Origin of the sequence: Polaromonas sp. UC242_47 (assembly GCF_044452385.1) — a bacterium.
GTDB lineage: Bacteria > Pseudomonadota > Gammaproteobacteria > Burkholderiales > Burkholderiaceae_C > Polaromonas.
The window spans coordinates 4,151,974-4,169,573 of sequence record NZ_JBIOAO010000001.1 but is presented as its reverse complement, the minus strand read 5'-3'; the positions used below and the strand labels follow the sequence as shown (position 1 = coordinate 4,169,573).

The window sequence follows — 17,600 nt, the reverse complement described above, 5'->3', positions numbered from 1 at the left end:
CTCTGCTGGGTAGGTGCTTTCCCCCGTTTTTGGACTGAGCCCGCAATAGCCTCACGCTACGCGATGGCAAGCATTCATAGCTGGTGCAATCGTGGTTTGATTACTATACTTTCAGTAATTCCTGAAAATTCAGTAAACACGAGCCGCCATGAACCTAGCCCCCCTGACCCAACGTTTTGTCCTTCATTTCGGAGAAATGGGCAGTCGATGGGGCATTAACCGCACCGTTGGCCAGATTTACGCGCTCTTGTATGTTTCGCCGCGTGCCCTGAATGCCGACGATATTGGCGAGGCACTGGGCTTTTCGCGTTCCAACGTGAGCATGGGGCTGAAAGAGCTGCAGTCCTGGAATCTGGTGAGGCTGCAGCACCTGCCGAATGACAGGCGCGAGTATTTCCAGGCGCCCGAAGACGTCTGGGCCATCTTCCGCACCCTGGCCGAGGAGCGGCGCAAGCGCGAGATTGACCCGACCTTGTCCATGTTGCGTGATGCGCTGATGGAGCAGCCGGCGCATGAGGACGACATCCACGCCCAGGCGCGCATGAAACAAATGCACGATTTGATCGAGCTCATGACGGGCTGGCTGGCCGATGTGCAGAAGATGGATTCGGCCACCCTGGTCAGCCTGATGAAGATGGGCGCCAAGGTGGCCAAGCTGCTGGAGGTCAAGGACAAGTTGACGAGCAAGGTGGTGGCCGGTTTGACAGGCAAGCCGACACCAGACACCATGGCGGCTCAACCATCGGGTGTTGCCGATCACAAACCTGCTGGCCGGATCTTCGATAACACGAACGATAAAGAAGGGAGCTGACCATGGAAGGCCTTGATGGATTTCTGCTGGCGCGTATTCAGTTTGCGGCCAACATCACGTTTCACATCCTGTTCCCGACCATCAGTATCTCGCTGGGCTGGGTGCTGCTGTTTTTCAAGCTGCGCTTCGTCAAGACCGGGCAGCAGCACTGGATGGATGCCTACCAGTTCTGGGTGAAAATTTTTGCGCTGACCTTTGCGCTAGGTGTGGTCAGCGGCATCACCATGAGTTTCCAGTTCGGCACCAACTGGCCGGGCTTCATGGAAACCGTGGGCAACATCGCCGGGCCGCTGTTGGCCTATGAGGTGCTGACAGCGTTTTTCCTGGAAGCGACCATGCTGGGCGTGATGCTCTTCGGGCGGTCCCGTGTCAGTGAAACCACACACACGGTGGCGACCTGGCTGGTGGCCGGCGGCACGACACTCTCGGCGTTCTGGATTCTGGCGCTCAACTCATGGATGCAGACGCCGGCCGGCTTTGAAATGATCAACGGCCAGGCCCATGTCACCAGCTGGTTTGAAGTGATCTTCAACCCCTCGTTTCCCTACCGGCTGGTGCACATGTTGCTGGCCTCGGGGCTGACGGTGTCCTTTCTGGTCGCGGGTGTATCTGCCTATCGCTGGCTGCGCCAGGAGCGCGGTGCCGACGTGATGGCCAGCCTCAAAACCGGTGTCTACCTGGCGGCGGTGCTGATTCCGCTGCAGATCCTGGCTGGTGATGCGCATGGCCTGAACACCTTGGAACACCAGCCGGCCAAACTGGCGGCGATGGAGGGCATTTGGAAGACCGAAAAAGGTGTGCCCGCCGTGTTGTTTGCCTGGCCCGACGAAAAGGCCAAAGAGAACCGTTATGAAATCGCCATTCCAAAACTCGCCTCGCTCTACCTGACCCACAGCTGGGACGGCGAGGTCAAGGGCCTGGACCAGTTTGAGGGCAAACACCCGCCGGTGGCGCCGGTGTTCTGGGCCTTTCGCATCATGGTCGGGGTCGGCCTGCTGATGCTGGCCGTGAGCTGGGCCACGACCTTTCAGCTGGCGCCGTGGAAAAAAGGCCAGACCCGCAGCCTGACGGTCTGGCATGCCCGGGTGCTGGTGGCCATGACCTTTTCCGGCTGGGTGGCGCTGGTCGCCGGCTGGTACGTGACCGAGATCGGGCGCCAGCCCTGGCTGGTGAGTGGTGTGCTGACGGCGGCCGATGCGGCCTCCAAGGTGCCGGCGCCTACGATCGCGCTGACGCTGGTCTTGTACCTCGCGCTGTATGTGTCGCTGCTGGTGGCTTACATCTCCGTGGTGTTTTACCTGGCGCGGTCCAAGCCCCAGGTCGCGCGGCTGGAGGACCAGCTCAATGTCATGAACTATCCCGAAAAAGAAGGAGCCTCTCATGTTTGATCTCGCCCCCGATCTGACGCAGGCCGCCGGCTGGATGCCGATTGTCTTTCTCGTGGTCATGGGCCTGGCGATGCTGGCCTATGTGATCCTGGACGGTTACGACCTGGGCGTGGGGGTGTTGATGCGCCGCGCCAGCGACGACGACAAGGACACCATGGTGGCCAGCATTGGCCCTTTCTGGGACGCCAACGAAACCTGGCTGGTGCTGGGTGTGGGTGTTTTGCTCACGGTGTTTCACAAGGGGTACGGCATCATCCTGGGCGCGCTGTATTTGCCAGTGGCGCTGATGTTGATAGGCCTGATTTTGCGCGGTGTGGCTTTTGATTTCCGCGTGAAGGCACACGCGGCGCACAAACCTTTGTGGAACCGGCTGTTTTACAGCGGCTCGCTGCTGGCCGGCTGGAGTCAAGGCTACATGCTGGGTGCGCTGATCACGGGGTTCGCCTCCGGCCCCTGGAATGTGGTGTTCAACGCGGTGATAGGCGCGGCGCTGGTGGCGGCTTATTGCCTGCTGGGTGCGGGCTGGTTGATCATCAAGACAGAAGGTGCGTTGCAACTGCGGGCGGTGCGCTGGGCACGCGGCAGCCTGTGGTTCACCATGGCCGGTATCGCCGCAATTTCGATCGCCACGCCACTGGTCAGCGCCAGCATTTATGCCAAATGGTTCTCCTTCCCGAACATCGTGTTGCTGCTGCCGATTCCGGTGGCCACGGCGGTTTTGTTCTGGATCATTTACCGCAGCCTGCAGCGCCTGCCGGTGCGGCTGGCGCAGGGCAATGAATACGGCGTCTGGGTGCCGTTTGGTTCGACCGTGGGGGTGTTTTTGCTGGCGTTTTATGGCCTGGCCTACAGTATCTTTCCGTGGCTGGTGATCGACAAGCTGACGATCTGGCAGTCGGCCTCCGCGCCCGAATCCATGGGTGTCATCCTGGTCGGTGCGCTGGTGGTGTTGCCGGTGATTGTGGGTTACACCATCTTTGCCTACCGGGTGTTCTGGGGCAAAAGCACGGCGCTGAAGTATTGACAGGCGGACTCACGGGCCGCGCTGTGGAAACGTAGAATTGGCCTTCCACCTTCCGTAGCAAGTCCCATGAGAGCGCAGAGCAAATACAACGCATCCCTGTTGGCCGCCAAGGGCCTGACAGACACGCAGCGGCAAGCTGCAGAAACGAAATTTCTGGAAGCCCTGGAAGCCGCGTTGGGTGGCCCGTCCGCCGTACGCGGCGCTTATTGCGAAGCCTAGGCTGTGCGGTCCCTGAGCGCTGAAAATCCCTTCGACGATCGGACACCTGAAGAGCTGCAGGCGGTGGTGCGCTGGGAACAAGCCGAACAAGCGGCGACACAACTGGTTTTCAGCCAGCTCAAGATCCCTGCCGGCGAGGCGGTGTTTGAGCTCCATGTGTGGAACTCCCGAACCAACTGAAGGCCATCGTCAGTAGCCTGCGGGCCGATTTTTCGCCGGGCCACCTCAAGAGAAATGATCCCCGCTGAGGTCGCTACCTGTCGTCGTAGCTGATGCTCAGGCTGTCGCTCAGTGGCCGCGCCTGGCAGCTCAGCACAAACCCTTTTTGCACTTCCCAGTCTTCCAGTGTGAAGTTTTTTTCCATGTGTACCCGGCCTTGCACGACCTTGGCGCGGCAGGTGCAGCAGACGCCGCCCTTGCAGCTGTAGGGCAGGTCCAGTCCCGCCGCCAGTGCCACGTCCAGCACACGTTCATCGGCGTGCATGCGTAATTCGTGTGACTTGCCGTCCAGTTGCACCGACAGGCGGATGGGGCCGGGTGTTGCCGGGTTTATGTAGTCATTTTGGCCTTCAGCCCTTATTCCATGAGCGCCACCAGCTATTGATTTAGTAGCGACGGGGCTGCGCTCTCCGGTCGTGAACCGTTCTGCATGGATACGCTCACGCGGCACACCGGCCGCCAGCAAGGCCAACTCGCAGGCTTCTATCATGGCCTCGGGGCCACAGACAAAGGTCTCGTCAATGCTGTCGGCCGGTACCAGGCTGGCCAGCAGTTCACCGACCTTGGTTGCATCGAGCCGCCCGTTGAACAGCGCCACTTCCTGTGCCTGGCGCGAGAACACATGGATCAGGGTCAGGCGCGCCGGGTAACTGTCTTTCAGGTCTTGCAGCGCTTCGTTGAACAGGATGGTGTTGACGTGCTGGTTGCCATATACCAGGGTGAAACGCGAGTCGGGTTCGCTGGCCAGCGTGCTGCTGATGATGGACAGCAGCGGCGTGATGCCCGAGCCGGCGGCCCAGCCGACGCGGTGCCGCGCTCCGGTCAATCGCGGCGTGAAGCGGCCCTCAGGCGGCATCACCTCCAGCGTGTCGCCGGGCTGCAGCCGCGTGACCCAGTTGGAAAAAACGCCGGCTTGAACCGGCTTGATGCCGACCTCGATTTCGCCGCGTGACGCGAATTGCTGTGTGCTGCTGCAGATGGAATAACTACGGCGCACCGGCTCGCCGTTCACGCTGGCCTTGAGCGTCAGGAACTGCCCGGGCGTGAAGCGGTACAAGTCCTGCAGTTCGGCCGGAATGGCAAAACGGATGGCAACCGCGCCGGCGGCTTCCAGCGTGACGCGCGAGATGGTGAGTGAATGGAAGTAGGACATGTGAAGTCAATTGCCGGTTTCCTCTTAGCCAGTCGGGGCCGCGGAACCGGCTTTGCCGGGCCGCAGGCGCAGCGGTCCCCTCGGGGGGCAGAGAGCTACACGCAGTGAGCGAACGTGGGGGCCTTAATATGTTTTGAAGTAGTCAAACGGTTCCAGGCAATCCAGGCATTTGTACAGCGCCTTGCAGGCGGTGGAGCCGAAGTGCGAGGTTTCAGTGGTGTGGGATGAGCCGCATTGCGGGCAAGCCACGGCCTGGGCGGCACTCAGGCGCGGCGCAAAACGGATCACCCTGTCGCCACCCGGTGCCAGCGTGTGCGGCGGCGCAATGCCGTAGCTATGCAGCTTGATCCTGGCGGCGGCGCTGATCCAGTCCGTGGTCCAGGCCGGCGCCAGTTGCGTGGTGATGCGCGCGCTGAGCTGTTGCTGCGCGAGTGCCGTGCGGATGTCGTCAGCGATCTGGTCCATGGCCGGGCAGCCGCTGTAGGTCGGCGTGATGATGATCTCCAGACCTTGATCGTCCTCGCGCACATCGCGCAAGATGCCCAACTCGCGGATGGACACCACCGGGATTTCCGGATCGGGCACGGCGTCCAGCAGCTCCCAGATGTGCTGCACGGTGGTCATCACCACCACCACCCGCTTGAGGGGGGTGTTCCATAAAAGCCTCCTGAGGCTCGTGGTGAGAGCGAAGCATTCACCATAGAGCCTCCGGGTGGGCGCGTGCCAGGCCTTGCATGTCGGCCAGCAGGGGCGTCAGGTGCTCGCTGTGGTCACCGTTTTTTCCGAGCGGCAGGGCAGCGTCTGAACCCGGGCGCTGCAGGCCGGCTTCCTTCAAGGCCTCATCAACCAGTGTGTCCCAGTGTGTTCTGAAGGCCCTTGTATCGGTCGCGATGCCTTCTGAAATTGCTACTGTTTCGATAGCTGTCTGCGTCCAGTATTCCTGGGTGTAAGGCATTAAATGCTTCAAGGCCCATTGCGTGCGGGCCTGGGATTCTTTGGTGCCGTCGCCCAGGCGTAGCAGCCAGTCGCGCGAATGACGAAAGTGGTAACGCACTTCCTTGAGCGACTTGCCGGCAATCGCGGCCAGTTGCGTATCTTTCGAGTCCTGCAACGCGTCCCACAGCAGCAGCATCAGCGCGCTGTAGAGAAAGTTGCGGGTGATGGTGACCGCATAGTCGCGCTCGGACGTGTTGGAGGCGTGCGGCAGTTCCAACAGGGTGTAGTTGCGGAAGTCCTGGGCATCACGGAAGTAGGCGAGGGTGTCTTCGCTCGCGCCTTCACCCTGGACGGTGGCCGCATGTTGGTACAACAAGCGCGCCTGGCCTATCAGGTCCAGGCTCATGTTGGCCAGGGCAATGTCTTCTTCCAGCACCGGGCCCTTGCCGCACCATTCGGCATTACGCTGGCCCAGTACCAGGGCGTTGTCGGCCAGGTGCAAGAGATAGTCCAGGGAGGATGCCGCCATCACATGTGACCCACTTCGTCCGGGATGTCGTAAAAGGTCGGGTGCCGGTAAATCTTGTCACCCATGGGCTCGAAAAATTCCGCCTTGTCGTCGGGCGCGCTGGCGGTGATGCTGCTGGACGGCACAACCCAGATGCTCACCCCTTCCTGGCGCCGCGTGTAGACGTCGCGCGCCATCTGCAACGCCTGCTGCGCATCCACCGCATGCAGGCTGCCGCAGTGTTTGTGCTCCAGGCCCTGTTTGGACCTGACGAACACTTCCCAGAGTGGCCATTCTTGACTCATTTTTCGCAAATCCTTTCCTTGGCATTCCATCTGCCACCGCTGTCGAGGCACCTGTCGATGTCATCACTCACCCAGGCAAGCAAGGAGAGGAAAACAACGAGAGCAACGGAAGAGACGGCAAGCAGAAGTTTTTTCATGCGGCTTTCCGCAACTGCCGCGATTTTTTCTTGGCCGCATGGGCCAGGGCCGCGTCACGCACCCACTGGCCGTCTTCATGCGCTTGCACCCGTGTGGCCAGGCGTTCCTGGTTGCAGGGACCGTTGCCGCCCACAACCGCCCAGAACTCGTCCCAGTCGATGGCGCCGTAGTCGTGTTGTCCGCGTTCCTCGTTCCAGGTCAAATCGGGGTCGGGCAGGGTCACGCCGAGGATGGCGGCCTGCGGCACGGTGGCATCGACAAACTTCTGGCGCAGCTCGTCGTTGCTCAGGCGTTTGATGCCCCAGCGCATGCCTTGCGCGCTGTTGCTGCTTTCCGCGTCGGGCGGGCCGAACATCGCCAGCACCGGCCACCACCAGCGGTTCACCGCGTCCTGCACCATGGCGCGTTGTTCGGACGTGCCTTGCATCTGCACCATCAGGCTTTCAAAACCCTGGCGCTGGTGAAAACTTTCTTCCTTGCAGATGCGAATCATGGCGCGTGCATACGGCCCGTAAGAGCAGCGGCAAATCGGCACCTGGTTCATGATGGCCGCGCCGTCGACCAGCCAGCCGATCACGCCGACATCGGCCCACAACAAGGTCGGGTAGTTGAAGATGGAGCTGTATTTGGCCTTGCCGCTGTGCAGCGCGTCCAGCAGCTGCTCGCGTGAGCTGCCCAGGGTTTCGGCGGCGGAATACAGGTAGAGGCCGTGGCCACCTTCGTCCTGCACCTTGGCCAGCAAAATCGCCTTGCGTTTGAGCGAGGGTGCGCGCGAAATCCAGTTGCCTTCGGGCTGCATGCCTATGATTTCGCTGTGGGCGTGCTGGCTGATCTGGCGCACCAGGGTACGGCGATAGGCCTCGGGCATCCAGTCCTGCGGCTCGATTTTCTGGTCGCTATCAATCTTCTGGTCGAAGCGGACCTGCAAGGCCTCGGGCGCGGCGGCGAGCGAGGCCGGCGCCGAGCTGTCGGCCACGTCTAGGGATTGGGTGTACATGCGGAAGCTCCTGTCATGCGGCGCTTGCCCAATAGGCAATTTCTCGCAGTATAGCAATTAGCCGACCGCACGGTCGGCTAATTGCTGGCAGGGCTGCCGAAGCGGCTGGTCAGCCGGTTTTTTTAACCGCCGTGGTCCAGCGTGAAGCCGGCGTTGCGGTCCTGCCCGAGGCGCGTCACCATTTGCGGCAGCGCCAGTTGCAGGTCGGCCTTGAGGGTGTGCGGCGGGTTGATCACAAACATGCCGCTGGCCGGCAAGCCGGGTCGCTTGACGTCGCCGGCCTCGTCGGTCGTGAGTTTGCTGGACTTGACCGTCAGGGTGGCATGTAACCAGCTGCGGCTGGACTTGGTCGCCAGGGTTTTCAGTTTGCGCGGCAAATCATGGGCTTCGGGGCGGGGAATGATGGGGTACCAGACGACGTAGGTGCCGGTGGCAAAACGTTTGACCGCATCGGCCATGATGGACGCGACACGGCCGTAGTCGGTCTTGATTTCGTAACTCGGGTCGCAAAAAACCATGGCGCGGCGCGCCGGCGGCGGCAGAAAGGTTTTCAGCACTTCAAAACCGTCTTCACGCGAAACGACCACTTGCCGGCCCACGCCCAATTGTTCGATGTTGCCGGTCAGTGACTTGAAATCGGTGGGGTGCAACTCAAACAGCTTGAGTTTGTCGCGGCCGCTCAAAAAATGTTGCTCGATAAACGGCGAGCCCGGATAAATTTTCAGATGGGCCGGATCGCCGGTTTCGGCAAACTGCGGGTTCAGGCTGCGCAGGAAATCGACGTAATCCTGCAGCACCGGCGCCAGGGGTTGCTCGGCGGCGACTTTGCCTGTTTTGGCAGGCGCTACGCTTTTGGTAGCTGTTGGCGCTTTGCCTGCCTGGGCTGCAGGCATTTTTGATGCCGAAAGCAGGCGAAAGATGCCGTCCTGGGCTTCGCCGCTGGTTTCGGTGTAATCACCGTCGAGGCGGTACAGCCCGGCCCCGGCATGGGTGTCGATCACGGTCAGTGCCGTGTCTTTTTGGGTCAAATACTTCATCAACGCGATCAGCGTGGTGTGCTTGAGCACGTCGGCATGGTTGCCGGCATGGAAGGCGTGGCGATAACTAAACATGGGGCTATGTTAACGGGCTCTCACGTCTTTCGCCGCGTGCCGCAGGGGTAGTCTATTTTTGCGATGAGGTACGCCCGCCCGACGGACGCAGGGCTTTGGCGGACAGGGTGTCTTGACGCTGGCAGGGGCGCCATGCCTAATGGCAGAAAAAGCCCTGTTTGCCTGCCGCCGCCCATGACCGACCCGTCGACCACGACCCCTGTTTCCCTGATCACCCATGCGCAGGCTTTGCCGCCAGGGACCCGTTTGGCCGAATTCGAACTGCTGGGGCTGCTGGGCGCCGGCGGCTTCGGCATGGTTTACCAGGCCTTTGACCATTCGCTGCAACGGCCGGTCGCCATCAAGGAATACATGCCGGCCGCGCTGGCTTGCCGCGGCGCCGACAGCGCGGTGCGGGTGCGTGATCCGGTCGATCAGCCGGCTTTCCAGGCCGGGCTCCAGTCTTTTGTGGCCGAAGCCCGTTTGCTGGCGCAGTTTGACCATCCTTCGCTGGTCAAGGTGTTTCGTTATTGGGAAGGTCACCAGACCGCTTACATGGTGATGCCGCTGTACCGCGGCATCACCCTGCAGGCGGCACGCAGCCAGATGCGCGCGCCGCCGTCCGAGGCCTGGCTGCGCAAGGTCTTGTGGGCGGTGCTGGGCGCGCTCAAAACCCTGCACCACGGGCAAGCCGTGCACCGGGATGTCTCGCCTGACAATATTTTTCTGCAGGACATCGGGCCTCCAGTGTTGCTGGACCTGGGCGCCGCGCGTCATGCCATAGGCGGCCAGACCCAGGACCTGGCGGATGCACTCAAGCTGAGTTACGCGCCGCTGGAGCAACATGTCGGCGCCTTGGGCTCACGCCAGGGACCATGGACCGATTTGTACGCGGTGGCCGCCGTGGTGCATGGCTTGTTGTGCAACAAGCCGCCCTTGCCCGCCACCCTTCGCGTGGTGCGGGACCGCCTGCCGCCTTTTGCCCGCGTCGCACGCACGGTGCAGGAGCAGTTTGGCCTGAGTTACAGCCCGGCCTTTGTGCAGGGCATAGGCCAGGCGCTGGCCATCGAGGCCAAGGACAGGCCGCAAAGCGTGGCCGCCCTGGTGCAGGCCATGGCGCTCGAAACGCCCAACGGCATGTCCCGCTTCGACTGGCGTGCTGAACTGGGCACGCTCTGGGGGCCGCCAGGCGCGCCCGGGGCCGGCAGGGCCGTATCCGAAGAACCCCGGCCGCGTCCCAAACGCCGACCCAGCCAGGAGCCGACACCGGCCCTGGCGTTGCCGGCTCGGCGTCGGGACGCAGTTCCAGCCGCCAAGGCGAGCGGTGGGCCAAGTCAAAGTCGCTGGCCCTGGCGTGTGGGCGCCGGCGTGGCGGTGCTGGTTTTGCTGGCGCTGTCCGCCGCGCTGTTTATGAATCGGGGCCGTGGGGCGCCCGAGGCTGGGATGGCGGCGGCGAAAAACGAACGCAAGGCCGATCCGGTTGCAACCGCGCGAGACGGCGGGCAGACGGTGCTGGCAACAACCGTCCCGGTGTCGACCGCGCCGGAGCATCCGCCTGTGCCGTCCGGCCCGGCCCATGCGCCCAAGCGGCCGTCGGGCAAACAACACGCGGCGCCGGTCGATGCGGCCAGCCCGCCGCCTGTTCCCGCCCCGGTTTCGGTGGCGGCGACCGCATCTGAACGTGCGGAGGCGGCTGCGCCGTCGCGCGCGGCCGCACCCGATCCACGTGTTTACTGCGCCGACAGCAACTTTGTGAGCCGCCCCATGTGTATTTACCACCAGTGCCAGAAACCGGAGATGGCGGGGCTGGCCCTGTGTGTTGAAAACAACGCCCGGCTGCAAAACAGCAAGCGGTTTGAGGGCTTTTAGCCCAGCCCAGCCCGGGAATGGCCCCTGGCCGGCGGGGCCGGAGCCCGGCAACTGGCGCAAATCCCCGGGTTTTGTATAATGGCAGGCTTCGCAGCGATCGGCTGGCCCCGCGGCGAGGCATTGATTCCCACCTAAGAGGTTTCCGTCAGAGAAACACCGACCGTGGAAAAGGGCTGCTCAAACCAACTTGAAAAGTAAACCCATGACAACTTTCAGCGCAAAACCCGCTGACGTGGTGCATGAGTGGTTTGTGATTGACGCGACCGACAAGGTCCTCGGACGAGTAGCCAGCGAAGTTGCTCTCCGTTTGCGCGGCAAACACAAGGCCATTTATACGCCTCACGTCGATACCGGTGACTTCATCGTCATCATCAACGCAGCCCAGCTTCGTGTCACCGGCGCCAAGTCGACAGACAAGATTTATTACCGTCATTCGGGTTACCCCGGCGGTATCTCGGCGACCAACTTCCGCGACATGCAGACCAAGTTCCCGGGCCGCGCCCTGGAAAAAGCCGTCAAGGGCATGCTGCCCAAGGGCCCGCTCGGTTACGCCATGATCAAAAAGCTCAAGGTGTACGGTGGTGCAGAGCATCCGCATACCGCCCAACAGCCTAAAGTGCTGGACATCTAAGGAGCTATTGATGATTGGTGAATGGAACAATGGCACCGGCCGTCGCAAATCCAGCGTCGCCCGCGTGTTTATCAAAAAAGGCACAGGCAAGATCACTGTGAACGACCGGGACATCCAGGCGTTCTTCGGTCGCGAGACCTCGATCATGATCTGCAAGCAGCCGCTGCACCTGACCAACCACGTCGAAACGTTTGACATCATGGTCAACGTTCACGGCGGTGGCGAGTCCGGCCAGGCCGGCGCGATCCGCCACGGCATCACCCGTGCGCTGATCGACTATGACACCACCCTCAAGCCAGCGTTGAGCCAGGCCGGGTTTGTCACACGTGATGCACGTGAAGTCGAACGTAAAAAAGTCGGCTTCCGTTCAGCACGTCGTCGCAAGCAGTTCAGCAAGCGTTAATTCGTTTTTGCTGTTCCCGAAAAAGCCGTCCGGTTTGCGCCTGGCGGCTTTTTTCATGGCTGGGCCACTCTGCGTGCACAATGCACGCTCTTGTACAGAAAATCGCAGGATCTGCCCTTGAAATTCCGCCTGTTTCGCCGCCGCTTGACCATCAGCTCACCCCGCATGGCCATTCGCAGTGCCATGCCCTGGCCTGTGCGTTGGGCGATGGGCGCGGTGATGCTGGGTTTTTCTGCCGCCATCGCCTTGTGGACCTTTGAGCTGGGCGTCAGCATTGCCGGGCTGGACAAGGATGCCAAGCTCGAATTGACCAAGCTGCGCGAGGAGGTCGCGACGTTACGCGCCGAGCGCGACAAGTCGCAATCGATTGCGAATATCTCGGGCAGCCTGCTGACGGCCGAAAAAGCCGCGCAGGAAAAAATGCAGGGCCAACTCAAGCAGCTGGAAGCGGATAACCGCCTGTTGCGTGACGACCTGGGCTTTTTCGAAAAACTCCTGCCCGCCGGCGGTGTGGAAAGTGTCGCCATCCGTGGGTTGCAGGCCGATGCCTTGTCAGAGATGCAGGTCAAGTGGCAGGTGCTGGTGATTCAGCCCGTGAAGGATGCGCCCGTGTTCAATGGCCGGCTGGAGCTGACGTTTAACGGCATCCTCGCGGGCAAACCGTGGACCGCAAGTCTGCCCGGTGGCGCCCAGCCCCTGCAGTTCAAGCAGTACCGCCGCATCGAGGGCGTGCTCGATTTGCCCGCCTCGGCCGTGGTAAAAACGGTGACCGCCAAAGTGGTCGAGGGAACGGCTGTCCGTTCCGTCCATACCGTCAAACTCTGACGCCCGCGGCCCAACCCACAGGATTTGTTCATGTTCGGTAAAAAGACACAGCCTCCGATCAAAAGTTTGATTGCCCAGGGCAGCTGTATTGAAGGTAATCTGAAGTTCACCGATGGCTTGCGCATCGATGGTGAAGTGATTGGTGATATTCGTGCCAATGAAGGCAGCCCCAGTATTCTGGTGATCAGCGAGTCGGCCTGTGTCACCGGCCACATTTACGCCGACCACGTCATCATCAATGGCCGCGTGATGGGGCCGGTCCATGCCCTGGATTTGCTGGAGTTGCAGCCCAAGGCGACCATCCAGGGCGATGTGGCTTACAAGGCACTTGAAATGCACCAGGGTGCCGTCATCTTTGGTCAGTTGCGGCCCATCAACCATGAGGTGAGCGACAAACCCCTGCTCAAGCTGGCTGCCAACAACGGCTAGAAGCTGCGAAGGGGAGTTGGCACTTACAATCAGCCCCAATTCAGGGCAGGCGCTGTGGTTGCTTGAATTGCGGTACCATGAATTATTGAGTTTGAAGAACGGAGTCCCCCATGAGCGCAGTAGCTGAAAACATCCAGACTGAAATGCCCGCACCTTTTGTCTTTACCGACAGTGCCGCGGCCAAAGTGGCTGATCTGATCGCCGAAGAAGGCAATCCGGATCTGAAACTGCGTGTTTTTGTGCAGGGCGGCGGCTGCTCCGGTTTCCAGTACGGCTTCACCTTTGATGAAATCACCAACGAAGACGACACCACCATGACCAAAAATGGCGTGTCGCTGTTGATTGACGCCATGAGTTACCAGTACCTGGTCGGCGCCGAGATTGATTACAAGGACGACCTCGAAGGCGCCCAGTTCGTGATCAAAAACCCCAACGCCACCAGCACCTGCGGCTGCGGTTCCAGCTTTTCTGCCTGAGAACACCCGCCAGCCCGTCCTGAAAGCCGCCCCTGAGGCGGCTTTTTACTGTCTGCTCGTCAGCGCGGCCATACCCAAATCGTAGAAACATGCCGACCCCCGCCCAAACCGAAGAAAAATCATTGCGCATCCTGCTTTGGCTGGTGGCGGTCGGATTTTTCATGCAGACGCTGGATGCCACCATCGTCAACACGGCCTTGCCGGCCATGGCCAAAAGTTTTGGCGAAAGCCCGCTGCGCATGCAGTCGGTGGTGGTGGCGTATTCACTGACCATGGCCATGCTGATTCCCGCTTCCGGCTGGGTTGCCGACCGTTTTGGCACACGGCGGGTGTATGTGGCGGCCATTGCCCTGTTTGTGGTCGGCTCGGTGGCCTGCGCTTTGTCGGGCAACCTGAGCCAACTGGTGGCGGCGCGTGTGGTGCAGGGCCTGGGCGGTGCCTTGTTGCTGCCGGTGGGGCGGCTGGCGGTGCTGCGGGCCTATCCGCGCGAACGTTTTTTGCAGGCCATGAGTTTTATCGCGATTCCGGGCCTGGTGGGCCCCTTGATCGGCCCCACACTGGGCGGCTGGCTGGTCGAGGTGGCCACCTGGCATTGGGTGTTTCTGATCAACATCCCGGTCGGCCTGATCGGTTGTGTGGCCACGGTGTTTTACATGCAGGACAACCCGCGGCCGGACACGCCACGTTTTGACCTGGCGGGTTATTTGCTGCTGGCCTTTGGCATGGTGGCCGTATCGCTGGCGGTGGACGGGCTGTCGGGGCTGGGCCTCAAGCAGGCCAGTGTGCTGGTGTTGCTGGTGTTCGGCATGGCCAGCCTGACCGCCTACTGGCTGCATGCGGCGAAGCGGCCGGACCCGCTGTTTTCACCGCAGCTCTTTTCCATTCCCACGCTCAGCATTGGTTTGCTGGGCAATCTTTTTTCGCGCCTGGGCAGCTCCTGCATGCCCTTTCTGGTGCCCCTGCTGCTGCAGCTCAGCCTGGGTTATTCGCCCATGCAGGCGGGCATGATGATGGTGCCGGTGGCCCTGTCGAGCATGCTGGTCAAACGTGTGACGACGCCGCTGATCACGCGTTACGGCTACCGCCGGGTGTTGGTCACCAACACCATGCTGGTGGGGCTCACCATGGCAAGTTTTGCCTTTGTCGCGCCCAGCCAGCCCTTGTGGCTGCACATCCTGCAACTGGCCTTGTTTGGCGCCGTCAACTCCATGCAGTTCACCGCCATGAACACGGTCACCTTGCGCGACCTGGACAGCAGCAACGCCAGCAGTGGCAACAGCCTGCTGTCCATGGTGCAGATGCTGGCCATGAGTATGGGGGTGGCGGCGGCCGGCGCCGTGCTGGCGGGCTTTACCGGCTTTTTTGGCAGTGCCCAGGCGTCGCAGACCCTGCATGCCTTTCAGGCCACGTTTGCCTGCATGGGTTTGATGACGCTGGCCTCGGCCGGCATTTTCTGGCAGTTGTCGCCCGAAGTGCGGGTGGTCAAAAAAGCGGAAGAACCCGAGGCGTCGGGTCAGGGTTAGTCGGGCTTCAGGCTGGGTAAATGCCGCCCAGTATGCGCGGACCGGCCGCACCCGTCACGCTGGCGAGGTTGCCGGGCTGGCGCTGGACGGCCTGGCGTGCCAGCCAGGCAAAGGCCGCCGCCTCCACCTGCAGCGGCGGCAGGCCACGGGCCTCTGAGGAACTCACCCGCAGGGCGGGCAAACCGGCCTGCAGACGTTGCATCAGGTGCTGGTTAAAAGCCCCGCCACCGCACACGATCAGTGATTTGCTATCTTTTGCATAGCTGTTCACGCCCGTGATACAAGCGCTAGCGGTGAATTCCGTCAATGTATGTTGGATGTCCTCAGGGCGCTGCGCGGCAAAGGGTGCCAGTTTGGCGGACAGCCATTGCAGGCTGAACAGATCCCGGCCTGTGCTTTTTGGTGGTGCTTTGGAGAAATAGGGTTCATCCAGCAGGCTGGCGAGCAGCGCCGGCAGCAGTTTTCCGCTGGCCGCCCAGGCACCGCCCGCATCAAACGGCTGGCCGGTGTGTTGCTGGCACCAGGCGTCCATCAGCGCATTGCCCGGCCCGCAGTCAAAACCCAGCACCGGCGCCGTGCCGGTGGGCGGCAACACGCTGAGGTTGGAAATGCCGCCCAGGTTCAGCACCGCGACCATGCTGTCGACAGCGCCAAAAATGTTTTGGTGAAAGGCCGGCACCAGCGGCGCCCCCTGGCCGCCCGCCGCCACATCGCGGCTGCGGAAGTCGGCCACCACGTCAACACCGGTCAGCTCGGCCAGCAGCGCCGGATTGTTGAGCTGGCGGGTGTAGCCGGAACCGCGAGCCGCGTTGGCGCTGTCTGGCGGCTGGTGCCTGACGGTCTGGCCGTGGGCGCCTATGGCCTGGATGTGGACGGGTTGGATGCCTTGTGGCGCGGCTTTGGCCAGCAGGGCCTTCACGACCCGGGCATAAACCGTCGCCAGCGTATTGGCGGCCAGGGCCGCACGGTGCAACTCGTTGTCAGACGGCGTGTTGAGCGCCAGCAGTTCGGCGCGAAAATCGGGGGCAAAAGGTTCACTCGCCGCCGCCATGACCCGCAGGCCGGCGCCGGAGAAATCAAGCAAAACGCCATCGGCGCCGTCCAGCGAAGTGCCTGACATCAGGCCAATGTAAAGATCAGACATGTGATCATTTTGCCGTACCGGTCGGCATAAAAAAAGCGCCCATCAAGAGCGCTTTTTTGATGAGTCCAGCGGGACGGCTTATTCTGCCCGGGTCTGGCCTATGGTGGTGGCCGCCTGCAACTCGATCCTGACGTTCTGAGCCAATTGCTTGAAGGCGGGCAGGGCCGCGGCGGAAACCGGAACGGTCTCGCTTTGGCGGGCGATGGTCATCGGGTCTTGCTGGGTGCCGTTGACGCGGAACTCAAAATGCAGGTGAGGTCCGGTCGCCCAGCCGGTGGCGCCGACCAGGCCAATGGTCTGGCCCTGGCTGACGGTCTGGCCTTTTTGCACCATGAGCTTGCTCAGGTGGGCGTAAACCGTTTCATGGCCGTTGCGGTGTTTGACAAACACCACGTTGCCATAGCCGTTTTGCACGCCGGAGAACTCGACCACGCCGTCACCCACGGTGCGTGCTGGTGTGCCCGTGGCCGCGGCAAAGTCGGTGCCCAGGTGGGCACGCCAATTTTTCAGAATGGGGTGGAAACGCATGGAAAACCCGCTGCTGATGCGGGAGAACTCCACCGGCGAACTCAGGTAGGAGCGGCGCAGGCTTTTGCCGTCCAGGGTGTAATAAGCCCCTTTGTTGGGTGTGCCTGTTGCGTCCTGGCCTGGCGGCTGGAACCACATGGCTTGGTAGGCCTTGCCGTCGTTGACGAACTCGGCCGACAACACCCGGCCGGTGCGCAAGGCCTCACCATCGGCTTCCAGGGTTTCATAAACCACGTTGAAACGGTCGCCTTTGCGCAGGGAACGGCGGAAATCGATGTCACTGGAGAAAATTTCCGCCAGCTGCACGGCCACACCGTCGGGAATACGAGCGTCATCGGTCGCGGCGAACAGCGAGGTCTGGATGTTGCCGCTGGCCAGCCGGTTGGAGCTGACGTAAGGCGCGGTTTCAACACGTGAAACCAGGCCCGTGGCGCTGCGTTCGATCACCAGACGTTTGAACTGGGTTTCGTCGTCAGTGGGCCAGCGCATGCTGAGCTTGAGCAATTGCTGGCTGTCGCTGGCTTCTGCGGTCACGGTTTTACCGGGGCGGCCTGTCAAGACCAGCCGGGCGTTGTCATCATTGCGCAAAAAGGCGGCGGCAGCGGCATCGTCTATGTTCAGGCGCTTGAGCAAGGCATCCGCGGTGTCGCTGCTGCGCGTGGTTTCGGTGCGAAACAGCTTGAAGCGGAAGGCATCGAGGGCTTCGGTCTGGTTTTCTGTCGGCAGGCTCTGGACGGCTTCCAGAATCTGGCGCACCGGCAAATCCGATGCATCGGGCGCCAGGGGCGCGACACCAAACGCAGTAACGCCTGTGCCCAGGAGCAAGGCGGCCAAGGTGCTTGTGATTCGCTTGGGGTGGCGGCGCAAAAAACTGGCAAGGGCTTGCAGGCCGCGTGAGAGATCGTTTTTGATCAAAACTGGAATTCCCAACTTATATACGCATCAGGCTGCGGTGAGCAGCCTGATAACAACTGGCGGTGGTG

General features: G+C 61.7%; 21 protein-coding genes. 12 read left to right on the top strand and 9 right to left on the bottom strand.

The window, feature by feature from the left end:
- Window positions 1-148 precede the first annotated feature (148 nt).
- The 5 genes from ACHMXK_RS20275 (at window position 149) to ACHMXK_RS20255 (ending at window position 3,622) form a co-directional block, all read left to right on the top strand.
- The gene (locus ACHMXK_RS20275; protein ID WP_397442322.1) at window positions 149-811 is read left to right on the top strand and encodes a GbsR/MarR family transcriptional regulator; all 663 of its coding nucleotides are present in this window, start codon (window positions 149-151) and stop codon (window positions 809-811) included.
- 2 nt (window positions 812-813) lie between these two features.
- On the top strand, window positions 814-2,199 hold the full coding sequence (locus ACHMXK_RS20270; protein ID WP_397442321.1) for a cytochrome ubiquinol oxidase subunit I: 1,386 nt from the start codon (window positions 814-816) through the stop codon (window positions 2,197-2,199).
- Entirely contained in the window at window positions 2,192-3,223 is a 1,032-nt protein-coding gene (locus tag ACHMXK_RS20265) for a cytochrome d ubiquinol oxidase subunit II (protein ID WP_397442320.1), read from the top strand. Before ACHMXK_RS20270 ends, ACHMXK_RS20265 begins: the two co-directional genes overlap by 8 nt.
- A 66-nt stretch (window positions 3,224-3,289) precedes the next feature.
- Window positions 3,290-3,442 carry a hypothetical protein gene (locus ACHMXK_RS20260; RefSeq protein ID WP_397442319.1) on the top strand — a complete coding sequence of 51 codons (153 nt, stop codon included), beginning with the start codon at window positions 3,290-3,292 and terminating at the stop codon, window positions 3,440-3,442.
- A gap of 3 nt (window positions 3,443-3,445) precedes the next feature.
- Complete coding sequence (locus ACHMXK_RS20255) at window positions 3,446-3,622, top strand: hypothetical protein (protein ID WP_397442318.1); 177 nt, start codon at window positions 3,446-3,448, stop codon at window positions 3,620-3,622.
- Between the two features lie 73 nt (window positions 3,623-3,695).
- On the opposite strand, the gene paaE is transcribed toward ACHMXK_RS20255, so the two are convergent.
- The 7 genes from paaE to ACHMXK_RS20220 form a co-directional block, all read right to left on the bottom strand.
- Window positions 3,696-4,814 (bottom strand): 1,2-phenylacetyl-CoA epoxidase subunit PaaE, encoded by a 1,119-nt coding sequence (gene paaE / locus ACHMXK_RS20250; protein WP_397442317.1) that lies wholly within the window; start codon window positions 4,812-4,814, stop codon window positions 3,696-3,698.
- 123 nt (window positions 4,815-4,937) lie between these two features.
- Entirely contained in the window at window positions 4,938-5,438 is a 501-nt protein-coding gene (paaD, locus tag ACHMXK_RS20245; RefSeq protein ID WP_397442316.1) for a 1,2-phenylacetyl-CoA epoxidase subunit PaaD, read from the bottom strand.
- A 70-nt stretch (window positions 5,439-5,508) separates the two neighbouring features.
- Window positions 5,509-6,279: a 1,2-phenylacetyl-CoA epoxidase subunit PaaC gene (paaC, locus tag ACHMXK_RS20240; RefSeq protein WP_397442315.1), complete on the bottom strand. Its 771-nt coding sequence runs from the start codon at window positions 6,277-6,279 to the stop codon at window positions 5,509-5,511.
- Window positions 6,279-6,563 (bottom strand): 1,2-phenylacetyl-CoA epoxidase subunit PaaB, encoded by a 285-nt coding sequence (gene paaB / locus ACHMXK_RS20235; protein WP_397442314.1) that lies wholly within the window; start codon window positions 6,561-6,563, stop codon window positions 6,279-6,281. The genes paaC and paaB overlap by 1 nt, the downstream gene beginning before the upstream one ends.
- Window positions 6,560-6,700 carry a hypothetical protein gene (locus ACHMXK_RS20230; protein WP_397442313.1) on the bottom strand — a complete coding sequence of 47 codons (141 nt, stop codon included), beginning with the start codon at window positions 6,698-6,700 and terminating at the stop codon, window positions 6,560-6,562. The genes paaB and ACHMXK_RS20230 overlap by 4 nt, the downstream gene beginning before the upstream one ends.
- Window positions 6,697-7,698, bottom strand: coding sequence for a 1,2-phenylacetyl-CoA epoxidase subunit PaaA (gene paaA, locus ACHMXK_RS20225; protein ID WP_397442312.1), 1,002 nt, complete (start codon window positions 7,696-7,698; stop codon window positions 6,697-6,699). The genes ACHMXK_RS20230 and paaA overlap by 4 nt, the downstream gene beginning before the upstream one ends.
- 122 nt (window positions 7,699-7,820) lie before the next feature.
- Window positions 7,821-8,810 carry a 23S rRNA (adenine(2030)-N(6))-methyltransferase RlmJ gene (locus tag ACHMXK_RS20220; RefSeq protein WP_397442311.1) on the bottom strand — a complete coding sequence of 330 codons (990 nt, stop codon included), beginning with the start codon at window positions 8,808-8,810 and terminating at the stop codon, window positions 7,821-7,823.
- A 174-nt stretch (window positions 8,811-8,984) separates the two neighbouring features.
- Between ACHMXK_RS20220 and ACHMXK_RS20215 the strand changes: the two genes are divergently transcribed.
- The 7 genes from ACHMXK_RS20215 (at window position 8,985) to mdtD (ending at window position 14,945) form a co-directional block, all read left to right on the top strand.
- Entirely contained in the window at window positions 8,985-10,658 is a 1,674-nt protein-coding gene (locus ACHMXK_RS20215; protein WP_397442310.1) for a serine/threonine protein kinase, read from the top strand.
- Window positions 10,659-10,860: 202 nt separating this feature from the next.
- Window positions 10,861-11,289, top strand: coding sequence for a 50S ribosomal protein L13 (rplM, locus tag ACHMXK_RS20210; protein WP_318409703.1), 429 nt, complete (start codon window positions 10,861-10,863; stop codon window positions 11,287-11,289).
- A gap of 10 nt (window positions 11,290-11,299) precedes the next feature.
- Window positions 11,300-11,692, top strand: a complete 393-nt coding sequence (gene rpsI / locus ACHMXK_RS20205; protein ID WP_318409704.1) for a 30S ribosomal protein S9 — start codon at window positions 11,300-11,302, stop codon at window positions 11,690-11,692.
- 117 nt (window positions 11,693-11,809) lie between these two features.
- Window positions 11,810-12,517: a DUF6776 family protein gene (locus tag ACHMXK_RS20200; protein ID WP_397442309.1), complete on the top strand. Its 708-nt coding sequence runs from the start codon at window positions 11,810-11,812 to the stop codon at window positions 12,515-12,517.
- 30 nt (window positions 12,518-12,547) lie between these two features.
- The gene (locus ACHMXK_RS20195) at window positions 12,548-12,946 is read left to right on the top strand and encodes a polymer-forming cytoskeletal protein (protein ID WP_397442308.1); all 399 of its coding nucleotides are present in this window, start codon (window positions 12,548-12,550) and stop codon (window positions 12,944-12,946) included.
- Between the two features lie 110 nt (window positions 12,947-13,056).
- Complete coding sequence (gene erpA, locus ACHMXK_RS20190; protein ID WP_096698577.1) at window positions 13,057-13,422, top strand: iron-sulfur cluster insertion protein ErpA; 366 nt, start codon at window positions 13,057-13,059, stop codon at window positions 13,420-13,422.
- A gap of 89 nt (window positions 13,423-13,511) precedes the next feature.
- The gene (gene mdtD / locus ACHMXK_RS20185; RefSeq protein ID WP_397442307.1) at window positions 13,512-14,945 is read left to right on the top strand and encodes a multidrug transporter subunit MdtD; all 1,434 of its coding nucleotides are present in this window, start codon (window positions 13,512-13,514) and stop codon (window positions 14,943-14,945) included.
- Between the two features lie 7 nt (window positions 14,946-14,952).
- Here mdtD and ACHMXK_RS20180 read toward each other — a convergent pair whose 3' ends face one another.
- Entirely contained in the window at window positions 14,953-16,089 is a 1,137-nt protein-coding gene (locus ACHMXK_RS20180) for an anhydro-N-acetylmuramic acid kinase (RefSeq protein WP_397442306.1), read from the bottom strand.
- A gap of 78 nt (window positions 16,090-16,167) precedes the next feature.
- A complete protein-coding gene (locus tag ACHMXK_RS20175; protein ID WP_397442573.1) occupies window positions 16,168-17,529 on the bottom strand; it encodes a peptidoglycan DD-metalloendopeptidase family protein in 1,362 nt (453 codons plus the stop codon).
- Window positions 17,530-17,600 lie beyond the last annotated feature (71 nt).

Bases quoted from the DNA above. Each gene is read 5' to 3' on its own strand.
- rplM (WP_318409703.1), top strand. From the start codon at position 10,861: ATGACAACTTTCAGCGCAAAACCCGCTGACGTGGTGCATGAGTGGTTT.
- ACHMXK_RS20265 (WP_397442320.1), top strand. From the start codon at position 2,192: ATGTTTGATCTCGCCCCCGATCTGACGCAGGCCGCCGGCTGGATGCCG.
- paaE (WP_397442317.1), bottom strand. From the start codon at position 4,814: ATGTCCTACTTCCATTCACTCACCATCTCGCGCGTCACGCTGGAAGCC.
- ACHMXK_RS20220 (WP_397442311.1), bottom strand. From the start codon at position 8,810: ATGTTTAGTTATCGCCACGCCTTCCATGCCGGCAACCATGCCGACGTG.
- rpsI (WP_318409704.1), top strand. From the start codon at position 11,300: ATGATTGGTGAATGGAACAATGGCACCGGCCGTCGCAAATCCAGCGTC.
- erpA (WP_096698577.1), top strand. From the start codon at position 13,057: ATGAGCGCAGTAGCTGAAAACATCCAGACTGAAATGCCCGCACCTTTT.
- paaC (WP_397442315.1), bottom strand. From the start codon at position 6,279: ATGGCGGCATCCTCCCTGGACTATCTCTTGCACCTGGCCGACAACGCC.
- paaA (WP_397442312.1), bottom strand. From the start codon at position 7,698: ATGTACACCCAATCCCTAGACGTGGCCGACAGCTCGGCGCCGGCCTCG.
- ACHMXK_RS20180 (WP_397442306.1), bottom strand. From the start codon at position 16,089: ATGTCTGATCTTTACATTGGCCTGATGTCAGGCACTTCGCTGGACGGC.
- ACHMXK_RS20230 (WP_397442313.1), bottom strand. From the start codon at position 6,700: ATGAAAAAACTTCTGCTTGCCGTCTCTTCCGTTGCTCTCGTTGTTTTC.
- ACHMXK_RS20270 (WP_397442321.1), top strand. From the start codon at position 814: ATGGAAGGCCTTGATGGATTTCTGCTGGCGCGTATTCAGTTTGCGGCC.
- ACHMXK_RS20215 (WP_397442310.1), top strand. From the start codon at position 8,985: ATGACCGACCCGTCGACCACGACCCCTGTTTCCCTGATCACCCATGCG.
- mdtD (WP_397442307.1), top strand. From the start codon at position 13,512: ATGCCGACCCCCGCCCAAACCGAAGAAAAATCATTGCGCATCCTGCTT.
- paaB (WP_397442314.1), bottom strand. From the start codon at position 6,563: ATGAGTCAAGAATGGCCACTCTGGGAAGTGTTCGTCAGGTCCAAACAG.
- ACHMXK_RS20260 (WP_397442319.1), top strand. From the start codon at position 3,290: ATGAGAGCGCAGAGCAAATACAACGCATCCCTGTTGGCCGCCAAGGGC.
- paaD (WP_397442316.1), bottom strand. From the start codon at position 5,438: ATGACCACCGTGCAGCACATCTGGGAGCTGCTGGACGCCGTGCCCGAT.
- ACHMXK_RS20195 (WP_397442308.1), top strand. From the start codon at position 12,548: ATGTTCGGTAAAAAGACACAGCCTCCGATCAAAAGTTTGATTGCCCAG.
- ACHMXK_RS20275 (WP_397442322.1), top strand. From the start codon at position 149: ATGAACCTAGCCCCCCTGACCCAACGTTTTGTCCTTCATTTCGGAGAA.